This window comes from Oceanobacillus halophilus, from assembly GCF_003628505.1.
Lineage (GTDB): Bacteria > Bacillota > Bacilli > Bacillales > Amphibacillaceae > Oceanobacillus > Oceanobacillus halophilus.
Map to the genome: position 1 here is coordinate 123,311 of NZ_RBZP01000008.1, position 24,893 is coordinate 148,203.

The window sequence follows — 24,893 nt, forward strand, 5'->3', positions numbered from 1 at the left end:
AAAGCACACCTGGTGATTATGAAACATCCCGAGAGTTTTTATTAGTGGCTTTGGCTCGGTAAACACTTATTTATGAGCCGTCGTTACACTTATCCAGAAGAAAGCTTATACTTTCTAATCTGTGGAAAAAACGGAAGCAAGTATAATCATCATAGAAAGTGAGGATACTCAAATGAAGGCTACAGGTATTGTACGTCGAATTGATGATTTAGGGAGAGTTGTAATTCCTAAAGAAATCAGAAGAACTCTACGTATACGTGAAGGAGATCCACTGGAAATTTTCGTCGATAGAGAAGGCGAAGTTATTTTGAAAAAATACTCACCTATTAATGAACTAGGGCACTTTGCAAAGGAATATGCAGAAGCATTGTTTGATTCACTTCAGTTCCCTGTTTTAATTTGTGATCGAGATGAAGTAATAGCAGTGGCCGGTGAATCAAAGAAAGATTACTTAAATAAAGTGATTGGTTCACAAATAACTAAAACAATTGAAAATCGCACAACCCTTTTTGAATCAGAAACAAATACATTAGAAATTCTTGATGGAAAAGAGCAAGAAGTTGATTCTTACTGTATTAGTCCCATAATTGCTAACGGAGACCCAATCGGGTGTGTGCTTATGTTTTCGAAAGATGGAAATAAACTTAGTAATGTCGAACAAAAATCAGCAGAAACTGCTTCTGGTTTTCTAGCCAGGCAGATGGAGTAGTATGTTACAAGCAAAAATCAGCAATGTCTGGTTTTTGCTTATTTTTAACCCAAAATTAATAGGGTACACAATAGCTCCTTTCCATTTATGCTATAATGATGTAGAAATGAACAAAAAGGACGTTAGTGATGGAAGAAAATGAAACAAACCGGCTCGTAAAAGGGGCATTATTATTAAGCTTGGCGGGTTTAATTAGTAAAGTTCTAAGTGCGGGATATCGAGTTCCACTCCAAAATTTAACAGGCGATGTGGGGTTTTATATATATCAGCAGGTGTATCCTATCTTAGGGATAGCAATGATGCTTTCATTATATGGTTTTCCGCAGGCAATTTCCAAAATGATGGCAGAAATGAGACTAAGTGGCAAAAGACCATCCTTCCGTAATTTTTATTTGCCACTCTTCTTCATCTTATTAGTTATCAATGGAGTATTATTCCTTTTCATGTTATTTAATGCAGATAAGTTAGCTGTTTGGATTGGAGACAGTAAGTTAACGAATACATATCAGTTTGCAGCATTTGTATTTTTATTTGTCCCCTTTACCGCGTTATTGCGTGGGGTTTTTCAAGGTAATCTTTATATGAAACCAACAGCATATTCACAAGTATTTGAACAACTCACTCGTGTGGCGATAATAATAGGAGCAGCAGTACTTGTGGCTAATCATTCGTTGGATTTTTATAAGATAGGTCAATCAGCAGCAATTGCCTCTCTTAGTGGAGCGTTTGCCGCTATACTTGTACTGCTACTATTTTTTGTGAAATATAAGCCAGTTTCCATGGAAAAGCATGTTATTCCATGGAATTATTATGTCAAGACACTCTTGTTTCTAGGAGTGATTGCAGCATTAAATCATATGTTGCTATTGGTTATTCAATTTGCAGATGCCTTCACCTTAATACCGAGTTTAATGGATTATGGTTTATCAAAAGCAGAAGCTATGGAAACTAAAGGTATCTTTGATAGAGGTCAACCGTTAATTCAGCTAGGAACGGTACTCGGTTCTTCTTTTGCCCTTGCATTAATTCCATCTCTATCAAAACATAAACTGGAAGAGAATGAAGGGGAATTTAATTTTTACATACGTAGTGCCTTACTCTTTAGTTTTTATTTAGCTGTTGGTGCAACCATAGGGTTAATTGCAATCTTCCCAGAAACAAACACGTTGCTATATCAAGATGATAAAGGGACTGTAAATTTACAAATATTAGTACTTTCCATTTTTCTTTCTTCGGTAGCCATAACAGCATCTTCTATACTTCAAGGATTAGGTTATATAAAACGTACAGCAGCTTTTATTTTACTAGCATTATTTGCAAAATGGATATTAAATCAATTCCTTGTTTCAATTATGGGTATAACTGGAGGAGCATTGGCAACTGTTTTCAGTTTGCTTGGATTACTTATAGTTGTATTATTCGACTTAAGGCGGAAGTTGCCTGGATTGCAATTATTAAATCAGATACAGTGGATTTCCCTTTTGAAGGCTTCTATGCTAATGCTTGTATATTTGTTATTTGTAGATTTCGTTTTCCCGGAAAGTTTGTTACTGTCACGTGTACAGTTACTACTATATGTCCTATTCTTGGTTACAACAGGAGCTGCTATATTTTTATTTAGCTTATTAAGAGGTAAGGTGTTTTCAGAAAGGGAATTATTGTTATTACCTTATGCCTCTTTGTTTATAAGAATTTATAGAGAGAGGGAAAAAAATGAGTAGAATCGAGATTATTGGTTTAGGCGCAGGAGATGTTAATCAATTATCATTAGGGATTTACAAAAAACTAACAGCTCAGAAATCAGAAATATATACTCGTACATTAGACCATCCAGTAATTGATGCATTAAAACTGGAGGGTATCAATTTTTTTGGTTTTGATTATATTTATGAGTCTGAAAAAGGATTCGAATTGGTATATAATCAAATCGTTGCAACATTAATAGAGAAAGCTAAAAATTCAGAGGGGATAATTTATACAGTACCAGGACATCCCATGCTTGCTGAAAAAACCGTCCAATTATTATTGGAACAAACAGAAGTTGAAGTGGAGATTACTGGTGGCCAAAGCTATTTGGATGATATGTTTACGGCGCTACAGATTGATCCAATTGAAGGTTTTCAATTTATTGATGGGACTTCCTTTGAACGGAGCCAACTTCAATATCGTGGGCATCTTATCTTTTGCCAGGTGTATGACCAATTTATCGCATCCGATGTTAAGTTAGCTTTATTAGAGGATTTACCACCTAATTACGAAGTAACGTTACTAGAAGCGGTGGGAAGTAGTGATGAGGTAATAAGAACTGTCCCATTAGAAGAATTGGACCATCAAGTTGAAATCAGTAATTTAACAAGCGTTTATGTTCCACCTGTGCCAACAGAATTATTAAATCATCGCTTTGAAAATTTAAGAGCAGTTATGAGAACTTTGCGTGGACCTAATGGTTGTCCATGGGATCGGAAACAGACACATGAATCCCTAAGAGAACATTCTATTGAAGAAATTTACGAACTAATCGAAGCAATTGATAATCAAGATGATGAAGGGATAATAGAAGAACTTGGTGATATACTTATGCACGTTATGCTGCATAGCCAAATCGGTGAAGACAATGGGTACTTTACGGTAGATGATGTAATTCGTGGTATTACCAATAAGATGATATATCGCCATCCACATGTTTTTGGAGATGCAAAGCTTGAAACAGCTGATGATGTTACAAGGAATTGGGAAGAACTTAAGAAAAAAGAAAAAGGTAACAAGCGGAAGTCTGTTTTAGACGGTGTTCCCAAACCTATGCCTTCTCTAGCAAAAGCTTACCAATTACAGAGGAAGGCGGCGAAGGTAGGTTTTGATTGGGATGAAGTCTCAGACATTTGGAATAAGTTAGACGAAGAAGTAGGAGAAGTTAAAGAGGCTATTGAAATAAAAGATAAGCTAGAAGTAGAAAAGGAATTTGGCGATGTTTTGTTTGTCCTAGCAAATTTAACAAGATATTATAATATCAACCCAGAAATAGCCTTAGAACAAACAAATCAAAAATTTATATCTCGTTTTACCTATATTGAGGAACAGCTCAGTAAACAAGGAAAGGATATCCACCACTCCTCCTTAGCTGAGATGGATGCCTTATGGAACAAGAAGAAAGAAAGAGAGTGATTATTATGAGATTGGATAAATTTTTAAAGATTTCAAGGATCATTAAGCGACGAACATTAGCAAAGGAAGTAGCAGAACAAGGCAGGATTACTATTAATGGTAATAAAGCAAAGGCATCCTCTACCCTTTCACAAGGGGATGAACTCAAAATTCGCTTTGGACAGAAGATTGTTACGTTTAAGGTAAATGATCTACGGGAAATTGTAAAAAAGGATGAAGCAGAGACACTCTATACGATAGTAAAAGAAGAAAAGGTTGATTAAGATTTATCTAGTTTCCTGTTCTATACTTGTCCCCCTTATCATAAATTGTTAATGATAAGGAGGGCATTTTATTATGAATTATTATGATAATAAAGAAAATGTGACACGGGTGCAAACGGATCATTTCTTGAAATTAAATAATCGTAGGAATCTGGAAATCACAGGAGTTAAGGAAGTTGATAGCTTCGATAATGAAGAATTTCTACTAGAAACAGTAATGGGCTATTTAATCGTTCGTGGCCAGAACCTGCAATTAAAAAACCTGGACGTAGGTGAGGGAGTTGTGACAATTAAGGGAAAAATCTATGAGCTTTCGTATGTAGATGATCAGGGGCAGGAGAAAGCTAAAGGATTCTTTAGCAAGTTATTTAGATGACGCTCAGCGTTCAATTTTTAACGATGATAACGATGATAGGTGGCGGGTTTTATTTAGGAATGATACTTGATACCTTTCGCCGTTTCACTCCATATTGGAAGAATAACATCCCTCTAACATACGTAATGGAGATATGTTTTTGGCTTACGCAAACAATTATTTTATTCTATATTTTATTCCAGGTGAATGCAGGTGAGATAAGGTTTTATATCTTTGCAGCATGCCTGCTTGGCTTTGCTATGTATCAAGTATTTGCTGCTAGTAGTTATAAACGGTTATTAGAATACATTATACGAATGATTGCTTCTGTTTATCGTTTTTGCAGAAGAGTTGTACAAGCCTTAATAATAAAACCTATTACATGGATAATAACTACAATATTCGCCATTGTATTGTGGATATTAACTATTTTATGGACAATCATTCAATTTATTGCAAAGCTTCTATTTGCTCCTATAAGATGGATTGTAACTGGCATCTATCGTATACTTCCAAAAAGTTTTCAAAGATTTTTGCACCAACAAGCAGGATTTTATAGTAAAATAAAGAATATAGTAATTAAATGGATGAAGTATATAAAAGGTGGAAGCGACCGTTAAATTAACGCTTAAAGCACGGAAGCTGAAACTAGACTTATAAAGTCAAAGAGGAGGTAGAAGCTTTGTCTTCTCAGAAGAAAACCGTTACTAAAATAGATTCAAACTATATGGAGCAGTATGATGTATACATAGAAAGGCAAAAAAGGAAAAAGCAACGACTGATTCGTCGTTTGGTTCTATTTTCTTTGGTTACACTGGTTATAATCGGAAGCATGGCTGGATACCATGTAAAACAACGTGTACTTCATGCGGAAAAACAAGAACAGTATGAACAGCTTGAAAAAGAATTAGCTGAGTTAAAACAAGAAGAAGAAAATTTGAAGGAAGAAATCAATTTATTAAATAATGAGGATTATGTTTTAGATATAGCTAGAACTAATTATTTCTTATCTAAAGAAGGGGAACTTATATTTACCATACCTGATGAAGAACCGTCTTATTGACACTTTTTCGTAAGATTAATATACTATAATTGAACTTATCGCAGTTATTGCAGGTTACTGGGCGGAATTATCGCTGAGCTCATAAAAAAAGAACAACCCAAGTATAGTTCGTGGATAATTTGCCCACATAAGCGCGATACGTTCCATTTAATTTATGGTTTGGGGAAATCCTAAACTTATAGAAGTTTTACTTTATCTAATCTTTTAAGGAGGAGCATTTTTTTTATGTCAATCGAAGTAGGCAGCAAGCTGCAAGGGAAGGTAACAGGAATCACTAATTTTGGAGCATTTGTTGAACTCGAAAAAGGAAAAACGGGTCTTGTTCATATTAGTGAAGTTGCCGACAACTATGTTAAGGACATTAACGACCATTTGAAAGTCGGAGATGAAGTTGAAGTTAAAGTCATTAATGTCGAGAAGGATGGCAAAATTGGATTGTCCATTAAAAAGGCCAAAGACCGTCCAGTTCGTCCTAAAGTCAAAAAGGAGCGTCAGGAAAATTTCGAAGCTAAAATGAGTCGCTTTCTCAAAGATTCCGAAGACCGTTTGGCCTCTTTGAAGAAGCACACGGAATCCAAACGTGGAGGTCGGGGTGCTAAAAGGGGCTAGCAGTTGCTGTCTATTATAGTTAATGCTCTAATATATGAGAAAAAGCAGATGCCTGTTTATAGGCATCTGCTTTTTTTAATCCTTATATTGATAGCGGCGGAGGGGATCGAACCCACGACCTCACGGGTATGAACCGTACGCTCTCGCCAGCTGAGCTACGCCGCCATGATAATTAGTGCATTACTTTGGGAATCGCAAATTCCGAATCAGCAACAAGAAATATAATACAGGATGAAATGTCGACTGTCAATAGATTTTTGTATGTTAGAAAATTACGCAAATAATTATTAGAAGAAAATGTATAAAAACCATAAATTGACGAGAATGGTTTACGAAATTCGCCATATCACTATGCAATTCGGCAAAGACTCCGCTTAAATAAGATGCCTTTAAACTATTTTCTTTAGGTCTAAGCCCCCACTTTTTTAACATCTATGCTTACCTTATCTTTTATTCCAACGCCACTATGTTGCCTAGCTATGTTTCTTTATCAAATTTAGGATGCGACTCTGTCAGGCATTAAGATAGCAAATATGCCAATAAATTTCTAAAGAGATATCGCGCGCATACATACCCAACACTTATTTGTTGAAATTTGCATATTGCATAGAAAGCCGTCGAACGATTTTTTGGATTAGCACTGATGTTTTGACAAAAAAAAGAGTCATAGTGTGATTTACTAGTTGAAAAGATAGGAGTGGGTATTATGATGAGTTCTGTTCCAAAGATGGAAACAAAAGGCTTTGGTGTGCAAAAAAACAAACAGGTAGAGAAAATAAGGAATCGATTCTCCATAAAAATGAGTTCAATCTTGTTGGAAAAAGGATGGTTGTTTTTTATTGTTGGCTTCTTATTGGGACGAGCAGTCATTTTATCAAATGTTTCACCATTTGCGGTGGCATTTATTGCAACTATCTGGTTTGTAGATCGGAAAAAAACCTTCCATACGATGATTGCCGTTTTAATAGGTGCACTAAGTTTTTCTGTTATTCATAGTGTATTTATTGCATTGTCGATGATTGTATTTATTTTCTTAGCTGCTTTATTTAAAAATAGGAAGAGTCAACAAATACTAGTGCCATTATTTGTGTTTCTATCAACTGCTTTATCTCGCATTTTTTTATATTCAATTAATAGTCAGCTAACTTCATACGAATGGATGCTTTTGGCTGTTGAAGGAGTATTAGGTACTGTCCTAGTATTAATCTTTATGCAAAGCATTCCATTATTATCACCAAAAAGGTATAAACCCACACTAAAAAATGAGGAAATTGTCTGTATGATAATTCTCATTGCCTCTATATTAACAGGAATGATAGGTTGGGAGATTTATTATGGTGCATCATTAGAACAAATCTTCTCACGATACTTTGTGCTAATTTTTGCTTTTGTAGGAGGTGCTGCGATTGGGTCTACTGTTGGTGTAGTGGCGGGGTTAATCTTATCCTTAGCCAACGTAGCCAACTTGTATCAAATGAGTCTCTTAGCCTTCTCAGGGTTGCTAGGAGGATTACTAAAGGAAGGGAGGAAGATAGGGGTAGGAATTGGATTACTAGTAGGTACCTTTTTAATAGGTATTTATGGCAATACGGTAGATTTGATTCCATCTGTAATTGAATCTGGGATAGCTATTGTATTGTTTCTGATTACTCCAGCATCATGGTTTAACAAAATAGCAAGATATATACCAGGTACAGAGGAGTATACCAATGAACAGGAAAGATATTTGCAAAAGGTAAGGAATGTTACAGCGAAGCGGGTAGAGCAATTTTCCGGTGTGTTCGATGCCCTCGCAAAAAGTTTTGAAACAACTGATGTGTACACAATAGATGATGATGAAAAGAAAAAGGAAACAGATTATTTCCTCTCGCAAGTAACCGAGAGAACTTGTCAGACGTGTTTCATGAAGGATCGATGCTGGCAAAAGGAATTTGATACAACGTATACACTTATGGAGGATATAAAGGAGGATATAGCTGATGGATTAAGTCCAAATCATAAGGTAATGAGGGAATTTGAGAATCATTGTGTTAAATCGAAAAAGGTAATAGGCATCATGAAGGAAGAGATTACCTTTTTCGAAGCCAATCGTAAATTAAAACAGCAGGTACTAGAAAGTAAACGGTTAGTTGCAGATCAGCTGCAAGGTGTTTCAGAAGTTATGGGCGACTTCGCTAAAGAAATTTTAAAAGAACGACAGAATCATGAAATTCAGGAAAGGCAAATTATTCATGGATTAGAGCATATTGGTATCGAACCAGAAAAATTAGATATTTTTTCCCTAGAGAAAGGAAGTGTTGACATTGAATTGACTGCTTCATTTTATAATTATCACGGAGAAGGTGCGAAATTAATTGCACCTATATTATCAGATATCCTTGATGAAATGATTGTGGTTAAACAGGAGGAAATTTCTCCGTTCCCAAATGGGACAAGTTACTTTGCATTTGGTTCAGCAAGAGAATTTGTTGTCTCAACAGGTGCTGCAAATGCGGCGAAAGGTGGTGGAGTTGTATCAGGTGATAGTTTTACAACAATAGAGTTAGGAGCTGGTAAATATGCCATGGCCATAAGTGACGGAATGGGAAATGGTAAGCGTGCTAGAGAAGAAAGTGTGGAGACCCTTCGATTATTGCAGCAAATTCTACAAACAGGAATACCGGAAAAAGTGGCAATTAAATCTATTAATTCCATCTTATCACTGCGAACGACAGATGAAATGTTTGCAACGTTAGATCTTGCGGTTATTGATTTACACGATGCTTTTGTACAGTTTTTAAAGATAGGATCAACACCAAGCTTTATTAAAAGGGGTGATAATGTAATAAAGATTGAAGCTAGTAATCTTCCTATTGGAATCATTCAAGAATTTGATGTAGATATTGTCAGTGAACAATTACTTTCTGAGGATTTGTTAATTATGATGAGTGATGGCATCTTTGATGGACCGACCCATGTTGAAAACACAGATCTTTGGATGAAGCGGAAACTTAGGGAAATGGCGACAGATGACCCTCAGGAAATTGCAGATCTTTTACTGGAAGAAGTGATTCGATCGAAGTCAGGAGAAATTGATGATGATATGACTGTACTGGTTGCTAAGATACAAAAAAATCAACCTAAATGGGCAGCAGTACCTGTATACAGTGATAGAGCATTATAAAGGAGATGAATAGTTATGATTCAATCATTAATGAAGCGCTTTATTTTAGTATTTGTGTATTATGTTAATCGTAAGCAAGAAGAGGCTATTTTCCATTTTAATATGGAGCGTATATGGACCGTTGGAAAAGAGCGAAGACTTATCTTTCACGAAGAAGAAAGAGAGCGAACGGCTATAGATGAGACTCGGACAGGGAGGACAACATCTATTGTAAAACATGAATGCATGCTTACCAGTATTACCGTAAGAGGGAGTCCTTCGGCTATAAGTTATCAGTTGTGCATCTATAAATTTAATCTAAGTGGATGTATCTATTAAAACCACAATGACTGCGTCCTCCATACATATAGGATCTTTTTTGAAAGGTTGTTGCTTGTTATTTCTTCCCACTTTATATAAAGAGCGAATATATTTAATTCAGAATAATATAGCTCTCGCTCACACTTATGTTTGAAATGTGCAATCATTCGCTCCGGCAGAATACTTGCGGTTCGCGGGTACGGTCTCAGCCTCCCCGCGGAAAGCGTAGTGTATTTCCGTAGCGAAAGTTAAGCACTTTACTCTGAATTCAGATTATCAAGAGTTTCTATCAACTATAAAAATAAAAGTTGTAAAAGTAATAAATTATACGAAAAGAGGCTACATATAAAGCTTTTAATCAAACCCTCCCTTCGGCTATCTTATGTATACTTTTCCCATATTTTGGGGATGATGCTAGTGGAATATAAGGGAGGTTTTGGGCTTTGAAAAAAGGGACATTGAAACAAATTCTATTGATTACAGACGGTTGTTCGAATAAAGGTGAGGATCCTGCCGCTGTTGCTGCGATTGCTAATCAGCAAGGAATCACGGTGAACGTTATAGGTGTTTTGGATGACAAGCAAGTTGAAGATGTAGACGGTCTACAAGAAGTTGAGGATATAGCTCTTTCTGGTGGTGGTGTGAGCCAGATAGTTTATCGGGAATCATTATCACAGACAGTACAAATGGTAACAAAGCAGGCGATGACACAGACAATTCAAGGATTTGTAAATAAAGAACTAAAGCAGATATTGGGATCTAGCCAATCATTAGAAGACGTTGAACCAGAAAAACGCGGTGAAATTATGGAAGTCGTGGAGGATTTAGGTGAAACGAGTGATTTAGAAGTGGTTGTATTAGTAGATACTAGTGCTAGTATGCATGAAAAACTCCCAACAGTAAAAGAATCATTGATTGATTTATCTATTAGTCTGAATTCTCGTATTGGCAAGAATCGATTTTGTATTTTTAGCTTTCCTGGAAAACGAAAAGATATACAGAAAATCTTAGATTGGTCCCCACAACTTAACTCTATTTCAGAGGTCTTCCCAAAACTAACAAGTGGTGGTATCACCCCAACAGGTCCAGCGTTACGGGAAGCGATGTATCAATTTGGCAAGAAAAGCTTACTAAGGAGCTTAAGAAATGAAGATGAATCAGACGTGGAAGAAACAGGATATTGACTTTAAGCCAGGGACCTTAATTACTGGTAAGTGGCACAATAAACAATACTTAATCAAACAAAAATTAGGTGAAGGTGCAATTGGGACTGTCTACTTGTGTGAGACGGAAGGAAAATTAGCTGCCCTTAAGATAAGTGAGAAAGGCACATCCATGACAGTAGAAGTAAATGTGTTAAAGTCATTGCAACAGGTCCAAGGAAGAAGACTTGGACCTTATTTGTTGGATGTAGATGATTGGAAATCTCCATATGGGACTTCCTTTTCCTTTTACGTTATGGAGTATTTAAAAGGGGAGCCTATGTCACATTTTATAAAAAAACATGGAAGTGTTTGGATTGGGGTCTTCTTACTGCAACTGCTTGAGGATTTAGAAGAGCTTCATCGTTCTGGTTGGGTTTTTGGAGACTTAAAGTTAGATAATTTAATGGTTTTATCGTCGCCAAAACGTGTTAGATGGGTGGACGTAGGAGGTACAACTCAACAAGGAAGGGCAATCAAAGAGTATACAGAGTTTTATGATCGAGGTTATTGGGGACTTGGAACCAGAAAGGCAGAACCAAGTTATGATCTTTTTGCATTAGCGATGGTTTTCCTAAATATCTATTATCCAAAGAGATTTGAAAGAGTTGCTCAATCTGAGAAACTCTTGTTTAAGAAATTAGATAATGTCAAAGCTTTAGAACCATACAGACAGCCTTTAAAGAAAGCAATTGCAGGGAAATATCAAACTAGTGATGAAATGAAAAGCGATGTAACTAAACTCCTCTACCAAGCACAAAATAAAAGCAGGTTGAAGAAAAGATCAAAGCAACAAAATTCCAATATCCCCTTTTATTTAGAAATAGGAGGAATTTCATTTGTCGCACTAGGGTACTATCTCATTTCTTTACTTATATAATAAAGAAAGGGTTTTTTATCGTATATTTTGTTGTTTTTAAAGTTTTACAGTTGATAGTTGATAGAAACTATTAACTAATCTTATTCAGAATAGTAGCTCTCGCTGACAGTTATGAATGTTTTGGTGCCACCATTCTTCGCTATTTCACCTGACCTAGATATTTTATTGCGATAGCACAAGGTGGCTCACCAGTGACCCGCGAAAAGCGAAGTGTGTTTCCGGAACGACATGTTTCGCACAAAAACAACAATGTTTTAGAAAAGAGACTAAAGAAAAATAAGTATCATTTGGTTGAGATTCCTAGTAAAAAATATATATAATGGAAATACTAAAAAATCATTGTTGGTTAAGTGGAGATGGCGTAATGTTGAATCAACCCGTACTTAAATTTATAAAAAAGCATCAGTTGCTTACCAATGGGGCTACAGTTCTAGTTGGTGTATCTGGTGGTGCAGATTCTATGGCTTTATTACATTTTTTTCATAGTATTAGAGAAAAGTGGAATTTGAAAGTAATTGCTATTTCAATTGACCATCAATTAAGAGGAGAAGAGTCTCGATCAGATATAGAATATGTAGAAAAGGTTTGTAAAAATTGGGATATTCCCTTTGTCTGGGAGTCTGTGAATGTGGCCAATTATATGAAAAAGAAACATTTAAGTACAGAAGTGGCTGCGCGTGATCTGAGATACCAATGTTTTGCCAAACAAATGAATGTGGTAAAAGCTGACTTTCTTGCATTGGGTCATCATGGTGATGATCAAATTGAAACCATGTTAATGAGCTTGACAAGATCTGCTACTTCAAATGCCTTTTCCGGAATCCCAGTAAAGCGGGAATTTGAGTCGGGATGGATTATACGCCCATTCTTATGTATTACGAAAGCTAGTATTTTAGATTACTGCAAAGATACAGAGATAGAACCACGAATTGACCAGACAAACTTTGATACATCTTATACAAGGAATTTCTTTAGAAAGCATATACTTCCATTAATAAAAGAGAAAAATAATAATATACATACTACCATACAGCATTTAACTGAAACGCTTCATGAGGATGAGAAATTCTTACAAGTGAAAGCGAAAGAGATGGTTAATGAACTTGTCGTTTTTGATAAGAAAAATAATACTGCGGTTATTGAAATCGATCTTTTTAAAAATTATGCCCAAGCTTTACAAAGACGTGCACTTCATCTAATATTAAACTATCTATACAAGCAAATACCTAAAGGTTTATCCTATATGCATGAAGAGCAATTTTTCTCATTATTAAATGACAAAGGTGGCAATAGCCATTTAGATTTTCCTTCCCAGTTGAAGGTGGAGAAATCCTACGGGAAAATACAATTTCACTTTAAAGGAAGCATTCTTTCAGAAGATTTATCCTATCATTACCTGTTACATATTCCGGGAAAAGTTACTTTATTCAATGGCTCGGTTATAACAGCCGAGTATCCAAAAGAGAGTTGTGATCAGGATCCATTATCTCATGATTTTTTATTAGATGAGAAACAACTCCCATTACATATCAGAACCAGAAAGCCCGGCGATAGAATGAGCTGGAAAGGGCTAAACGGAAGCCGTAAACTAAAGGATATCTTTATTGATGAGAAAATTCCCATTGATGAGCGGAATAGTTGGCCCATCATTGTAGATAATAACGGAGAGATTTTGTGGTTAATTGGATTAAAAAAGGGAAAAACAAAAGCATATCAGGAAAAAGGAATTAGGGTTAGGATAAAATATGTTATAGGCAATAAGTAGGAGGATATTCATGCTTAAGGATTATATACACAACGACATAGAAAAAGTGTTAATTACAGAAGAAGAAATAAGAAATAAGTGTAAAGAACTGGGCAAACAACTTGCAGAAGAATATGATGGAAAGTTTCCTTTGGCAGTCGGTGTATTAAAAGGTGCCATGCCTTTTATGTCTGATATTTTACGTTATACAGACTGTCACGTGGAGATGGACTTTATGGATGTTTCTAGTTATGGAAATGAGACACGTTCCTCAGGTGAAGTAAAAATCGTTAAGGACTTAAACACGAAAGTAGAAGGACGAGATTTACTCATTATTGAGGATATTATTGATAGTGGGTTAACATTAAGTTACTTAGTTGACTTATTTAAATACCGTAAAGCAAAGTCAATTAAAATCGTTACTTTGTTGGATAAGCCAGAAGGAAGAACTGCGAATATAACAGCTGATATGGTTGGGTTTCATGTTCCTAACGAGTTTGTAGTTGGTTATGGGCTCGATTATGCAGAAAAATATCGAAATTTGCCATATATTGGTGTTCTAAAACCTAAAATTTATGGTGGAGAAGAATAGGTTTAATAATAGCCAAACTTTTCTAAAATATTCAAGCTAAATTAGTTGTATTTAAAGTTTTTCATATGGTACGATGAACTATAGTTTTTCCCCGTCAGGGAGGAGGTACGTAATGAATCAGATTTTTCGGAATGTGTTCTTTTGGATGCTCATTTTCTTCGTTGTAATTGGTGTAATCGGAGTATTCAATGGACAAGGTGAAGAAAGAGAACAGCTAGATGTAAGAGATTTTATGGATGTTTTAAATACAGGTGATGTTGAGGATATGACATTACAGCCAGCGAACGGTATTTATCGTGTAACTGGTGAATTAAAAGATGGTACTCCTTTTATAGCACAGATACCTGATAATACAGATGTTGTTGCTCAAGTTACACAGACAGCTACAGATCAGGGTGTTCTTAATGTTATTGAAGAGGAACAGCCTAGCCCTTGGTTAACCTTTTTAACAGGTATACTCCCATTCTTACTAATCGGTCTATTTATATTATTTATTTTTAGCCAAGCTCAAGGTGGCGGCGGTGGCGGCCGTGTAATGAATTTTGGTAAAAGTAAAGCAAAAATGTATACCGAGGAGAAGAAAAAGGTTCGCTTTAAAGATGTTGCTGGTGCGGATGAAGAAAAGCAAGAACTGGTAGAAGTTGTGGACTTTCTAAAAGATCCCCGCAAGTTCTCTGCTGTAGGTGCGCGTATACCTAAAGGTGTTCTTCTAGTAGGACCTCCTGGTACAGGTAAAACCTTACTTGCTCGTGCAGTTGCTGGAGAAGCTGGTACTCCATTCTTCTCTATAAGTGGTTCTGACTTTGTGGAGATGTTTGTAGGGGTAGGTGCCTCTCGTGTACGTGATTTATTCGAAAATGCGAAGAAAAACGCTCCGTGTATCATATTTATTGACGAGATCGATGCAGTTGGTCGGCAGCGTGGTGCTGGACTAGGTGGCGGACATGATGAACGTGAGCAAACCTTAAACCAATTACTTGTTGAAATGGATGGGTTTGATGCAAATGAAGGTATTATCATTATTGCTGCTACAAACCGTGCCGATATCCTGGATCCAGCATTGCTTCGTCCTGGGCGATTCGACCGTCAAATTACAGTAGATCGACCAGACGTGAACGGTCGTGAGGCTGTGCTGAAAGTACATGCAAGAAATAAACCGCTAGATGAGTCGGTTGATTTAAAGACTATTGCAATGAGAACACCAGGTTTCTCTGGTGCAGACTTAGAGAACTTATTAAATGAGGCAGCGTTGGTTGCTGCAAGGGATAATCGTAAGGCGATTAATAAAGATGACCTTGATGAAGCTTCAGATCGGGTTATTGCCGGTCCAGCTAAGAAGAGTAGAGTTATTTCCAAGAAAGAAAGAAATATTGTTGCCTATCATGAAAGTGGGCATACAGTTATAGGAATGGTTTTAGATGAAGCAGATATGGTACATAAGGTTACAATTGTGCCTAGAGGTCAAGCTGGTGGTTATGCTGTTATGCTACCTAAAGAAGACCGCTACTTCATGACAAAACCAGAACTGTTTGACAAAATTACTGGATTGCTAGGTGGACGTGTTGCGGAGGAAATTATCTTTGGTGAAGTAAGTACAGGGGCACATAATGACTTCCAACGTGCTACTAATATTGCTCATAAGATGATTACAGAATATGGTATGAGTGATAAGATTGGGCCACTTCAGTTCTCTAGTGGTGGCGGCGGTAATGTATTCTTAGGACGCGATCTGCAAAATGAACAAACATATAGTGATACCATTGCTTATGAAATTGATAAAGAAATGCAAAATTTTATTAATTACTGTTATGAGCGTGCGAAGAAGATTCTTACCGAAAACAAAGATAAACTTGAAATTATTGCTAAAACCTTGCTTGAAGTGGAAACATTGGATGCCAAGCAAATCAAGTCGTTATTTGAAGAAGGCAAGCTACCAGAACCTGTTGTTACAGACTCTGATGAAGATGTGAAGGTAAATATTCAATCTAAAGAAGATGAAGATGCAGTAGGATCTTCCTATGAAGAAGCGAAAGCAAAAGTGGAAGATGAGGAGAATACTCAAGAATCATCTGATGATGAAGAAAATAAACCTTCTGAAGAAAATAAATAACTAGCTATCAAAAACAGTCACTTTACTAAGTGGCTGTTTTTTTACTTGGCTATTTTTTAATGCTTTTTACTATGACTATACTTTGCGTTTTGCATAGACTGTGAACATCTTTAATTCAGAATAATGCTTAGCCCCCGCTACGGAAATACACTCCGCTTCCTTGTCCTGAGGGAAAAGCACGTGTCCGAAGACCCCACGGCGAAGGTACAACCTGACTAAATTCCTTTGGCACTTGCTCCGAGGAAGACTACTTCGAAGCGTTACTAGGAGACGCAGGTGCAGTTATGGTCTTTCCGCGAGAAGGCTGAGGCCGTGCCCGCGAACCGCAAGTATTCTGCCGGAGCGATTGTCAGCAGAAAACATTCATAAGTGAAAGTGAGAGCTACTATTTTGAATTAAATATATCAGGAGTTTCTATTAACGGTAAAACTTCAAAAAGCAACAAACTATACAATAAGAGCCTTTTACTTTGATATACTCACAATTTACAGTTGTTCATCATTTTTTGTTTTAAAAGTAAAGTATGGTATATTTTACACGTTAAGTAACGAAAAAACAGAGAAAGTATGACATACATAAACAGTTATATTTTGCAATAAAGGATGGTGGTTGGGTTATGCTATTTGTGATTGATGTTGGTAATACTAATATGGTCCTTGGTGTATTTGAACAAGATGTTTTGAAATATGAGTGGAGGATAAAGACCGACCGTTATAAGACGGAAGATGAATATGGCATGTTAGTAATGTCATTTTTTAAGCACAAAGGAATAAGCTTTGATGATATAGATGGAGTGGTAATATCTTCCGTTGTCCCTCCAATTATGTACGCTTTAGAACAGATGAGCCGTGATTATTTTGGACTGGAAGCTTATGTGATAGGTAAGGATGATTTCAGCTCCATATTAAAAATGAACTATCCAACTCCGAATGAGATAGGTGCTGATCGGGTCGTTAATGCGGTGGCGGCAATAGAAGAATATGGTACTCAGCCGTTAATCATTATTGACTTTGGAACAGCAACTACTTACTGTTATATTAATGAAAAAGGAGAATATTGTGGTGGTGTCATAACGCCTGGTATAAATGTTTCCATGGAGGCTTTATATAGCAATGCATCAAAACTACCTAAAGTTGAGATAGAAGCACCGGAGAATGTCGTAGGAACTTCTACTGTAGAAGCAATGCAATCCGGTATTTATTATGGAACAATAGGGATGATCGATGGATTAGTTAATCGGATGAAAGAAGAAGTTGATGGTATGCCCAAGGTTATAGCTACTGGCGGTCTATCTAAATTAGTAGCAAAAGACTCAGTAACAATTGATGTTGTTAATCCACACTTAACCTTAAAAGGTTTATATATTATCTATAAAATGGTTAATGACTTATAATGAGAAATAATTTTTACAAGACATATAAAGGAGATTTATAAATGAAAGATTATCTAGTAAAAGCAACGACATATGATGGAATGGTACGTGCGTATGCGGCTACCACCTCTGACTTGGTAGAGGAAGCACGTAGGCGACAAGATACATGGGCAACAGCTTCTGCGGCGTTAGGTAGAACTTTAACAATAACCGCCCTTATGGGTGCAATGTTAAAGGGAAAGGACTCTGTAACGGTTAAAGTGAATGGTGATGGCCCAATAGGTGCTATTGTGACAGATGGTAATGCGAAAGGGCAAGTACGTGGGTATGTAGTTAATCCTCATGTTGATTTTGATTTAAATCAAAATGGTAAGCTAGATGTTGCGAGTGCAGTTGGAAGACAAGGAAGTGTTAGTGTAATTAAAGATTTGGGGCTCAAGGATTACTTTACTGGGGAAGTACCTATTATTTCAGGGGAAATAAGTGAAGACTTCACTTATTATTTTGCTTCTTCGGAACAAATCCCTTCTGCGGTAGGTGCGGGTGTTCTAGTTAACCCAGATCATACCATTCTGGCTGCGGGTGGATTTATTGTTCAAATAATGCCTGGGGCTGATGATGGAGTTATTAGCAGATTAGAAAAACAAATCAGCAACTTCCCTGCTATTTCTGAACTGGTTCGTGAGGGTAATGCACCTGAACAAATATTGGAGCGATTATTTGATGACAGTGAAATCAAATTTCATGAAACAATGCCACTAGTATTCCACTGTAAATGTTCAAAAGAACGGATTGCCAACGCCATCACTGGATTAGGTAATGAAGAAATTCAAAGCATGATTGATGAAGATCATGGTGCAGAAGCGAATTGCCATTTTTGTAATGAAACTTATCATTTTACCGAGGATGAACTAGAAGAACTGAAACAGTAAGGAAAGGAAGTACTCAGTGTGTCCAAAAGGTTCCTGTTAAGTGTTGTTGTCGTACTTTTAATAACTAATATTGCTACTTTGCTTATATTTAGCAGAGATGATAAAGTCGTTCTTCAAAATGGCGATATAGAAGTTTCCTCAAATGATGCGGTTGCGACAGTCAGTGGAAAAGAGATTGAATATGGAGCTTGGGTAAATGCTCTTATGGACAGCTATGGCAAAAAGAAACTTCAGACAATGATAGATAAGGAAGTTGTACGTCAGTTAGCTGATGTACATGAGATTGAAATTGATAAGAAAGTGATTGAAAGGGAAATTTCCTTCCTTGCTTCGATGCAAGGTGTGATGACCGAGAAAGAATTTAATGAGTTGGAAGAAGGATGGGTCAACGATATTCAATATCGATATCAGTTAGAAAAATTATTAACCAAGGATATTACAGTCCCGCAATCTGAAGTAAGACAATTCTATAATACTTATGGAGATCAATATAACTTTACAGAATCAATGCAATTGTCTCATATTTTAGTGGATGATTTTAAAACAGCTGAGAAGATAAAACAAGAACTTGATGACGGCGCCTCCTTTCCTTTGCTTGCAAAGGAATATTCGTTAGATGAGGAAACGAAAGATGATGGTGGTTATCTTGGATTCATTCATACGAATAGTCAGTTTTTCCCTACTGGGTATAAAGAGGTAGCGGAAGAGTTGGATGAGCATACGTATAGTGAACCTTTCTCTGCTACTGATAAGGTGGCGCTTATTTATGTACACCGTAAACTCCCTTCTATTGAGTTTAGCTATGATGAAATCAGCCCTTATATTGAAAGTGAGTTGGCTATGCAAGAGGTAAACCAGTCCCTATCCGCAGCGCCATTATGGAAAGAGATAGATATTAACTGGATCTACGGTGACTAAAACAGAGAATGATTTGAAAAAAACTGATAATTCATCATGCTTTTTCTTGACATATTGGAACAAAAGGACTAGATTAAACATATAAGAATAGTAGGAATTATAAGGAGGATACCAGTGTGAGAGTAGCAGATTCGATTATCGGTTTAATTGGGGAAACGCCAATTGTTAAATTAAACAACATGACAGATGAAAATAGCGCAGATATCTATGTGAAGCTAGAATTTTTTAATCCTGGAAGTTCGGTTAAAGATCGTATTGCAATGGCAATGATTGAGGCCGCAGAAGAAGAAGGAGTATTAAAAGCGGGAGACACTATTATTGAACCAACGAGTGGGAATACTGGTATTGGTCTTGCGATGGTTGCTGCAGCTAAGGGTTATAAGGCAATCTTAGTTATGCCAGAGACTATGAGTATGGAGAGACGTAATTTATTACGTGCATATGGTGCCGAACTTATTTTAACGCCTGGTCCAGATGGAATGAATGGTGCAATAGCAAAAGCAGAACAATTACAAAAGGAAAATGGCTATTTCATGCCACAGCAATTTAATAATGAGGCAAACTCAGCAGTACATGAACGAACAACTGGAAAAGAAATTGTTAGTCAAATGTCCGAGGGGCTAGATGCCTTTGTATCTGGTATTGGTACAGGTGGTACTATTACTGGTGCTGGTAAGGTCCTAAAAGAAAATTTTGATGGAATTAAAATATATGCGGTTGAACCTGCTGCTTCAGCGGTTTTATCAGGAGGTAATCCAGGGCCACATAAAATACAGGGGCTTGGTGCAGGATTTGTACCAAAAATTCTAAACACCGACGTTTATGATGATGTAATCAAGATTGAAAATGAAGTGGCTTTTGATACTTCACGTGAAGTTGCAAAAACAAACGGTATCTTAGGTGGTATCTCTGCAGGTGCTGCTGTAGCTGCAGCTAAAAAAGTAGCTAAAGAATTAGGTAAAGGGAAAAAAGTTTTAGCGATATTCCCTGATAATGGTGAACGTTACTTATCAACACCTTTGTATCAATTTGAAGATGAAAGCAAATAATAAATAAACAAGAGGATTGGTGCCATATTGGAGCCAATCCTTTTTGTGTCTTAACTGATAGATTGTAATCAATAAAGCACCTTATTCTTTTTAGAAAATGTCAAAGTTTTATATTTAGTTTGTTGTGTGCTAGTTAATTGTTTGCGATTTATGATAGGATAAGAAAGATAAAGCTATGTTGGAAGAGGTTCGATATGGTATGAAACTTATAACAAAAACAAAGACATTACATCTAAATGAACGAACACATATTATGGGAATTCTAAATGTTACTCCAGATTCCTTTTCGGATGGTGGAAAGTATACAACAGTAGATAGGGCGGTAGAACAGGCGATAAAGATGGAAGAAGAGGGCGCGGATATGATTGATATAGGTGGTGAATCGACACGCCCGGGCCATGTTCCTGTCAACAGTAAAGAGGAGATTGAACGTGTTGTGCCAGTAATAAAGGCAGTGAAAGAACATGTCAACATTCCGGTTTCCGTTGATACGTTTAAGTCGGATACTGCCCGACATGCTGTAGAGGCAGGAGCAGACATTATCAATGATGTTTGGGGAGCGAAAAAAGACCCAGAGATTGCTAAAGTTGCTGCTGACTTAAATGTACCTATCATTTTGATGCACAATCGTGAAGATGAAAATTATCGTTCCTTAATGGACGATATGAAGATGGATCTTCAGGGAAGTATTGATATAGCTGTTAACGCCGGAGTACCAAAAGATAACATCATATTGGATCCGGGTGTGGGGTTTGCTAAATCAGCTGCAGATGATAACTTAATGGTGATGAATCGTTTAGATGAGTTAGTTCAGATGGGGTACCCCTTTTTATTAGCCACATCTCGGAAACGATTTATCGGCAGTACACTCGAAATCAAAGAACCAAGTAAACGCGATATAGGGACTGGTGCAACAACATGTCTCGGTATTGTTAAGGGTGCCCATATCGTGCGTGTCCATAATGTAAAGGTGAATGTTGAACTTGCAAGAATGATGGATGCCATGCTTCGAAAGGGGGAAACGGATAATGGATAAAATCTTACTAAATAATCTCCAGTTTTATGGTTTTCATGGTTTGATGCCTGAAGAGAATCGATTAGGACAACGTTTCCGTGTTGATGTAGAGCTATATGCAGATTTAAAAAAGGCAGGACAAACAGACAATATGCATCATTCAATCCATTATGGAGAAGTTTACCAGGTAATTAAGGAAATTGTAGAAGGAGAAGCAAAGAATCTAATTGAGGCTGTTGCTGAACAAGTTGCTGAAAACTTGTTCCAAACATTTAACCTACTAAACGCTTGTACTGTAAAAATTATAAAACCCGATCCCCCTATTGTTGGACATTATGATTCAGTTGCAGTAGAGATATATAGGGAGAGGAAGTTATGAACCAAGCCTTTTTATCTTTAGGTACAAACATAGAACCAAGACTTGATTACCTAGATGAAGCGATAGAATTATTGGAAGATCACCGAGATATTACTGTTAATCGGAAGTCGTCAATTTATGAGACAGTACCTGTAGGTTATGCTAATCAAGCTGATTTCTTGAACATGGTTGTTGGTATAGAGACTTCTTTACAGCCATTTGCCCTCCTGGATTATTGCCAGCAGATTGAAAATCGGCTTGGTCGGAAAAGAAACATTCGCTTTGGTCCGAGAACAATAGACCTTGACATTTTGACATACAATTTAGAGAATAGTACAGTAGAGAAATTGCTAATTCCGCATCCGAGGATGAATGAGCGTGCATTTGTTCTCATTCCATTACATGAAATTGCTCCAGATTTTAAGATTCCATTATGGAATAAACGCGCAAGGGAATTATTACAATTACTTCAAGAATCAGACATAAAGGGCGTAAGGAAATGGACTCAAAACGGCTAGGCAAACGTGTAAAGGCTTTTCGGAAGTTAAAAGGGTATACACAAATAGATTTTGCAAGAGAATTGGATGTTTCTATATCAACCATTGGAAATGTTGAACGTGGAACTAAGGAAGTAACAGATGAGTTACTATCGCAAATTTCTTCTGTTCTTAATATACCAAAGGAAGAAATAGTATTACATGAATCTACAGATGGAAAGAGAAACTAATGTTTGGCCCAAGATAGAAGGCGGAAAGTAGTAACTATTTAAACGGTATGTAAGAAACGGAAAGTAATGTTTTATCACTTGACCTTCAACAGAAATCTGTCAGTAGTCTTACTGGCAGGTTTTCTTCTTTCTGTAATGCTCTTTACACGTGAAATATTAATTGATAGAGTATTCATTAGTATTTAAGACTAGCTGATAGGTTATAATGCACTAAAGTATATACGAAAGAAATGGCTCCTTGCACGAATAGGATCATGGTTATAAGTACTACATACGTGAAATATATGATATTTTCTTATATACTAATTTTTATATAATGAACTGGAGGGCTTTATTGTGTCAGAAGAATTAAATGAGCAAATGCTCGTAAGACGTAATAAGTTAAATGATTATCGCGAAAAAGGGATGGATCCTTTTGGAGAAAAGTTTGAACGTACTCATTTAGCTGACGAAATAGTTAAAGAATATGAACCTTTCTCTAAAGAAGACTTAGAGGAAAAAGCAGATCAAGCTACTGTAGCAGGAAGAATCATGACAAAACGCGGCAAAGGAAAAGCTGGTTTTGCACACATTCAAGATTTAACCGGTCAAATTCAAATCTATGTTAGAAAAGATGCGATAGGCGAGAGCGCATATGAAGTTTTTAAGACGTTAGACTTGGGAGATATTGTAGGAATAACTGGCGACATATTCCGTACGAATACAGGGGAATTGTCCATAAAAGCAAAACAGTTCCAATTGTTGTCTAAATCATTACGCCCACTACCAGAGAAATATCATGGCCTTAAAGATGTTGAACAGCGTTATCGTCAGCGCTATTTGGATTTAATTACTAATATGGATAGTAAACAAACTTTTATTCTCCGTAGTAAAATCATTCAATCCATGAGGGAATACTTAAACAACCATGAATATTTAGAAGTTGAAACACCAATGATGCACAGCATACCTGGTGGAGCGGCAGCACGTCCATTTGTGACACACCATAACGCGCTTGATATTCCACTATATATGCGTATCGCTATTGAGCTGCATTTAAAACGATTAATTGTGGGCGGATTAGAGAAAGTATATGAAATAGGTCGTGTATTCCGAAATGAAGGGGTATCAACACGCCATAATCCAGAGTTTACAATGATTGAATTATATGAAGCTTATGCTGACTATGATGATATTATGGAGCTAACGGAAAATCTAATAGCCCATATTGCGAAAGATGTTCTAGGTACAACAAAGGTTACCTATGGAGAATATGAAGTTGATTTAGAACCAAAGTGGAGAAGACTTCATATGGTTGATGCCGTTAAGGAGAAAACAGGAGTAGACTTTTGGGAAAAGATGACAGACGAACAAGCGAGAGCATTGGCAAAAGAGCATGGTGTGGATGTTAAAGAGAGCATGACGTTTGGTCATGTTTTAAATGAATTCTTTGAACAAAAGGTTGAAGAAACTCTTATTCAACCAACATTTATCTATGGACATCCTGTAGAAATTTCTCCTCTTGCTAAAAAGAATAAGGATGATGAAAGATTTACTGATCGTTTCGAATTATTTATAGTAGGTCGTGAGCATGCGAATGCATTTAGTGAGCTTAATGATCCAATTGATCAACGTGAAAGATTTGAGGCTCAAGTAAAAGAACGTGAGGAAGGAAATGACGAAGCTCACCTTATGGATGATGATTTTCTAGAGGCTCTTGAATACGGCATGCCGCCAACAGGGGGACTTGGTATTGGGATTGATCGCCTAGTTATGCTGTTAACTAATTCACCATCTATTAGAGACGTATTATTATTCCCGCAAATGAGAACTAAATAGAGTAGATGAAAAACCCAACCTAATCAAGATTATTGCTCTTGGTTAGGTTTTAATTTTGGTATTGTTAAAGTTCTTGGTTTTAAAATAAAGAAAGTGTGTAATATTAATATCAGTAGCATAATTATATATCCAATAAAAAAACATAAATTTCCAATCGAATGTACTTGATTTTTGATAGCAAACATGATAAATTATATATCGTTGCTTCGACAGGAAGTAACAAAAAAGAAGACATAAAAAAATATCAAAATAGAGTTGACACTAAAAACTCGTTATGGTATATTAATAAAGTCGCTGTTACAAAAACAGCACAAACATTTGCTCTTTGAAAACTGAACAAAACAACCAGTATGTTAAGACATAAAGGAAACTCGTTTTTCTTTATAAAATACAGAAGGTAACACTTCTGGAAGCTAAGAATTCTCTTTGTGATTGATTGGTGTTAATCACAAAACAAACTTTTTTGGAGAGTTTGATCTTGGCTCAGGACGAACGCTGGCGGCGTGCCTAATACATGCAAGTCGAGCGCGGGAAGCTAACTGATCTCCTTCG

General features: G+C 36.6%; 24 protein-coding genes, 1 tRNA gene and 1 rRNA gene. 25 read left to right on the forward strand and 1 reads right to left on the reverse strand.

Features of this window, described 5'->3' with window-relative positions:
* Positions 1 to 172 precede the first annotated feature (172 nt).
* The 8 genes from spoVT to D8M06_RS11645 all read left to right on the forward strand — a co-directional run bounded on the left by spoVT (position 173) and on the right by D8M06_RS11645 (position 6,161).
* Complete coding sequence (spoVT, locus tag D8M06_RS11610) at positions 173 to 709, forward strand: stage V sporulation protein T (protein ID WP_121204596.1); 537 nt, start codon at positions 173 to 175, stop codon at positions 707 to 709.
* A 128-nt stretch (positions 710 to 837) separates the two neighbouring features.
* Complete coding sequence (locus D8M06_RS11615; protein WP_121204568.1) at positions 838 to 2,430, forward strand: putative polysaccharide biosynthesis protein; 1,593 nt, start codon at positions 838 to 840, stop codon at positions 2,428 to 2,430.
* Positions 2,423 to 3,871, forward strand: a complete 1,449-nt coding sequence (gene yabN / locus D8M06_RS11620) for a bifunctional methyltransferase/pyrophosphohydrolase YabN (protein WP_121204569.1) — start codon at positions 2,423 to 2,425, stop codon at positions 3,869 to 3,871. The genes D8M06_RS11615 and yabN overlap by 8 nt, the downstream gene beginning before the upstream one ends.
* 5 nt (positions 3,872 to 3,876) lie before the next feature.
* Positions 3,877 to 4,134, forward strand: a complete 258-nt coding sequence (locus D8M06_RS11625) for an RNA-binding S4 domain-containing protein (protein ID WP_121204597.1) — start codon at positions 3,877 to 3,879, stop codon at positions 4,132 to 4,134.
* A 73-nt stretch (positions 4,135 to 4,207) separates the two neighbouring features.
* Positions 4,208 to 4,510 (forward strand): sporulation protein YabP, encoded by a 303-nt coding sequence (yabP, locus tag D8M06_RS11630; protein ID WP_121204570.1) that lies wholly within the window; start codon positions 4,208 to 4,210, stop codon positions 4,508 to 4,510.
* Positions 4,507 to 5,109, forward strand: coding sequence for a spore cortex biosynthesis protein YabQ (gene yabQ, locus D8M06_RS11635; RefSeq protein WP_121204571.1), 603 nt, complete (start codon positions 4,507 to 4,509; stop codon positions 5,107 to 5,109). The genes yabP and yabQ overlap by 4 nt, the downstream gene beginning before the upstream one ends.
* Before the next feature lie 62 nt (positions 5,110 to 5,171).
* Positions 5,172 to 5,552 carry an FtsB family cell division protein gene (locus D8M06_RS11640; protein ID WP_121204572.1) on the forward strand — a complete coding sequence of 127 codons (381 nt, stop codon included), beginning with the start codon at positions 5,172 to 5,174 and terminating at the stop codon, positions 5,550 to 5,552.
* Between the two features lie 225 nt (positions 5,553 to 5,777).
* Entirely contained in the window at positions 5,778 to 6,161 is a 384-nt protein-coding gene (locus D8M06_RS11645; protein WP_121204573.1) for a S1 domain-containing RNA-binding protein, read from the forward strand.
* 91 nt (positions 6,162 to 6,252) lie between these two features.
* Here the strand turns inward: D8M06_RS11645 and D8M06_RS11650 are convergent.
* Positions 6,253 to 6,326: transfer RNA gene (locus tag D8M06_RS11650), tRNA-Met, on the reverse strand.
* A 544-nt stretch (positions 6,327 to 6,870) separates the two neighbouring features.
* On the opposite strand from D8M06_RS11650, the gene spoIIE reads away from it, so the two are divergent.
* The 17 genes from spoIIE to D8M06_RS11735 all read left to right on the forward strand — a co-directional run.
* Positions 6,871 to 9,324 (forward strand): stage II sporulation protein E, encoded by a 2,454-nt coding sequence (spoIIE, locus tag D8M06_RS11655; RefSeq protein ID WP_421904367.1) that lies wholly within the window; start codon positions 6,871 to 6,873, stop codon positions 9,322 to 9,324.
* A gap of 15 nt (positions 9,325 to 9,339) precedes the next feature.
* Positions 9,340 to 9,642 (forward strand): hypothetical protein, encoded by a 303-nt coding sequence (locus D8M06_RS11660; RefSeq protein WP_121204575.1) that lies wholly within the window; start codon positions 9,340 to 9,342, stop codon positions 9,640 to 9,642.
* A 425-nt stretch (positions 9,643 to 10,067) separates the two neighbouring features.
* Entirely contained in the window at positions 10,068 to 10,808 is a 741-nt protein-coding gene (locus D8M06_RS11665; RefSeq protein WP_121204576.1) for a VWA domain-containing protein, read from the forward strand.
* Entirely contained in the window at positions 10,771 to 11,706 is a 936-nt protein-coding gene (locus D8M06_RS11670; protein ID WP_121204577.1) for a protein kinase domain-containing protein, read from the forward strand. The genes D8M06_RS11665 and D8M06_RS11670 overlap by 38 nt, the downstream gene beginning before the upstream one ends.
* A gap of 364 nt (positions 11,707 to 12,070) precedes the next feature.
* Positions 12,071 to 13,471, forward strand: coding sequence for a tRNA lysidine(34) synthetase TilS (tilS, locus tag D8M06_RS11675; RefSeq protein ID WP_241558938.1), 1,401 nt, complete (start codon positions 12,071 to 12,073; stop codon positions 13,469 to 13,471).
* Between the two features lie 10 nt (positions 13,472 to 13,481).
* Positions 13,482 to 14,042, forward strand: a complete 561-nt coding sequence (gene hpt, locus D8M06_RS11680; RefSeq protein WP_421904361.1) for a hypoxanthine phosphoribosyltransferase — start codon at positions 13,482 to 13,484, stop codon at positions 14,040 to 14,042.
* Positions 14,043 to 14,154: 112 nt separating this feature from the next.
* Complete coding sequence (gene ftsH / locus D8M06_RS11685) at positions 14,155 to 16,152, forward strand: ATP-dependent zinc metalloprotease FtsH (RefSeq protein ID WP_121204578.1); 1,998 nt, start codon at positions 14,155 to 14,157, stop codon at positions 16,150 to 16,152.
* 616 nt (positions 16,153 to 16,768) lie between these two features.
* Complete coding sequence (locus D8M06_RS11690; RefSeq protein WP_121204579.1) at positions 16,769 to 17,545, forward strand: type III pantothenate kinase; 777 nt, start codon at positions 16,769 to 16,771, stop codon at positions 17,543 to 17,545.
* 41 nt (positions 17,546 to 17,586) lie between these two features.
* Positions 17,587 to 18,456, forward strand: a complete 870-nt coding sequence (hslO, locus tag D8M06_RS11695; RefSeq protein ID WP_121204580.1) for an Hsp33 family molecular chaperone HslO — start codon at positions 17,587 to 17,589, stop codon at positions 18,454 to 18,456.
* A gap of 18 nt (positions 18,457 to 18,474) precedes the next feature.
* Positions 18,475 to 19,374, forward strand: a complete 900-nt coding sequence (locus tag D8M06_RS11700; RefSeq protein WP_121204581.1) for a peptidylprolyl isomerase — start codon at positions 18,475 to 18,477, stop codon at positions 19,372 to 19,374.
* 116 nt (positions 19,375 to 19,490) lie between these two features.
* Positions 19,491 to 20,423: a cysteine synthase A gene (gene cysK / locus D8M06_RS11705; protein WP_121204582.1), complete on the forward strand. Its 933-nt coding sequence runs from the start codon at positions 19,491 to 19,493 to the stop codon at positions 20,421 to 20,423.
* A gap of 199 nt (positions 20,424 to 20,622) precedes the next feature.
* The gene (gene folP, locus D8M06_RS11710) at positions 20,623 to 21,459 is read left to right on the forward strand and encodes a dihydropteroate synthase (RefSeq protein ID WP_121204600.1); all 837 of its coding nucleotides are present in this window, start codon (positions 20,623 to 20,625) and stop codon (positions 21,457 to 21,459) included.
* On the forward strand, positions 21,452 to 21,817 hold the full coding sequence (gene folB, locus D8M06_RS11715; RefSeq protein ID WP_121204583.1) for a dihydroneopterin aldolase: 366 nt from the start codon (positions 21,452 to 21,454) through the stop codon (positions 21,815 to 21,817). Before folP ends, folB begins: the two co-directional genes overlap by 8 nt.
* Complete coding sequence (gene folK / locus D8M06_RS11720) at positions 21,814 to 22,314, forward strand: 2-amino-4-hydroxy-6-hydroxymethyldihydropteridine diphosphokinase (protein ID WP_121204584.1); 501 nt, start codon at positions 21,814 to 21,816, stop codon at positions 22,312 to 22,314. The genes folB and folK overlap by 4 nt, the downstream gene beginning before the upstream one ends.
* Positions 22,296 to 22,523 (forward strand): helix-turn-helix domain-containing protein, encoded by a 228-nt coding sequence (locus tag D8M06_RS11725; protein ID WP_121204585.1) that lies wholly within the window; start codon positions 22,296 to 22,298, stop codon positions 22,521 to 22,523. The genes folK and D8M06_RS11725 overlap by 19 nt, the downstream gene beginning before the upstream one ends.
* 321 nt (positions 22,524 to 22,844) lie before the next feature.
* Positions 22,845 to 24,341, forward strand: a complete 1,497-nt coding sequence (lysS, locus tag D8M06_RS11730) for a lysine--tRNA ligase (protein ID WP_277749481.1) — start codon at positions 22,845 to 22,847, stop codon at positions 24,339 to 24,341.
* Positions 24,342 to 24,801: 460 nt separating this feature from the next.
* Positions 24,802 to 24,893: ribosomal RNA gene (locus D8M06_RS11735) — 16S ribosomal RNA — on the forward strand; the annotation flags it as partial.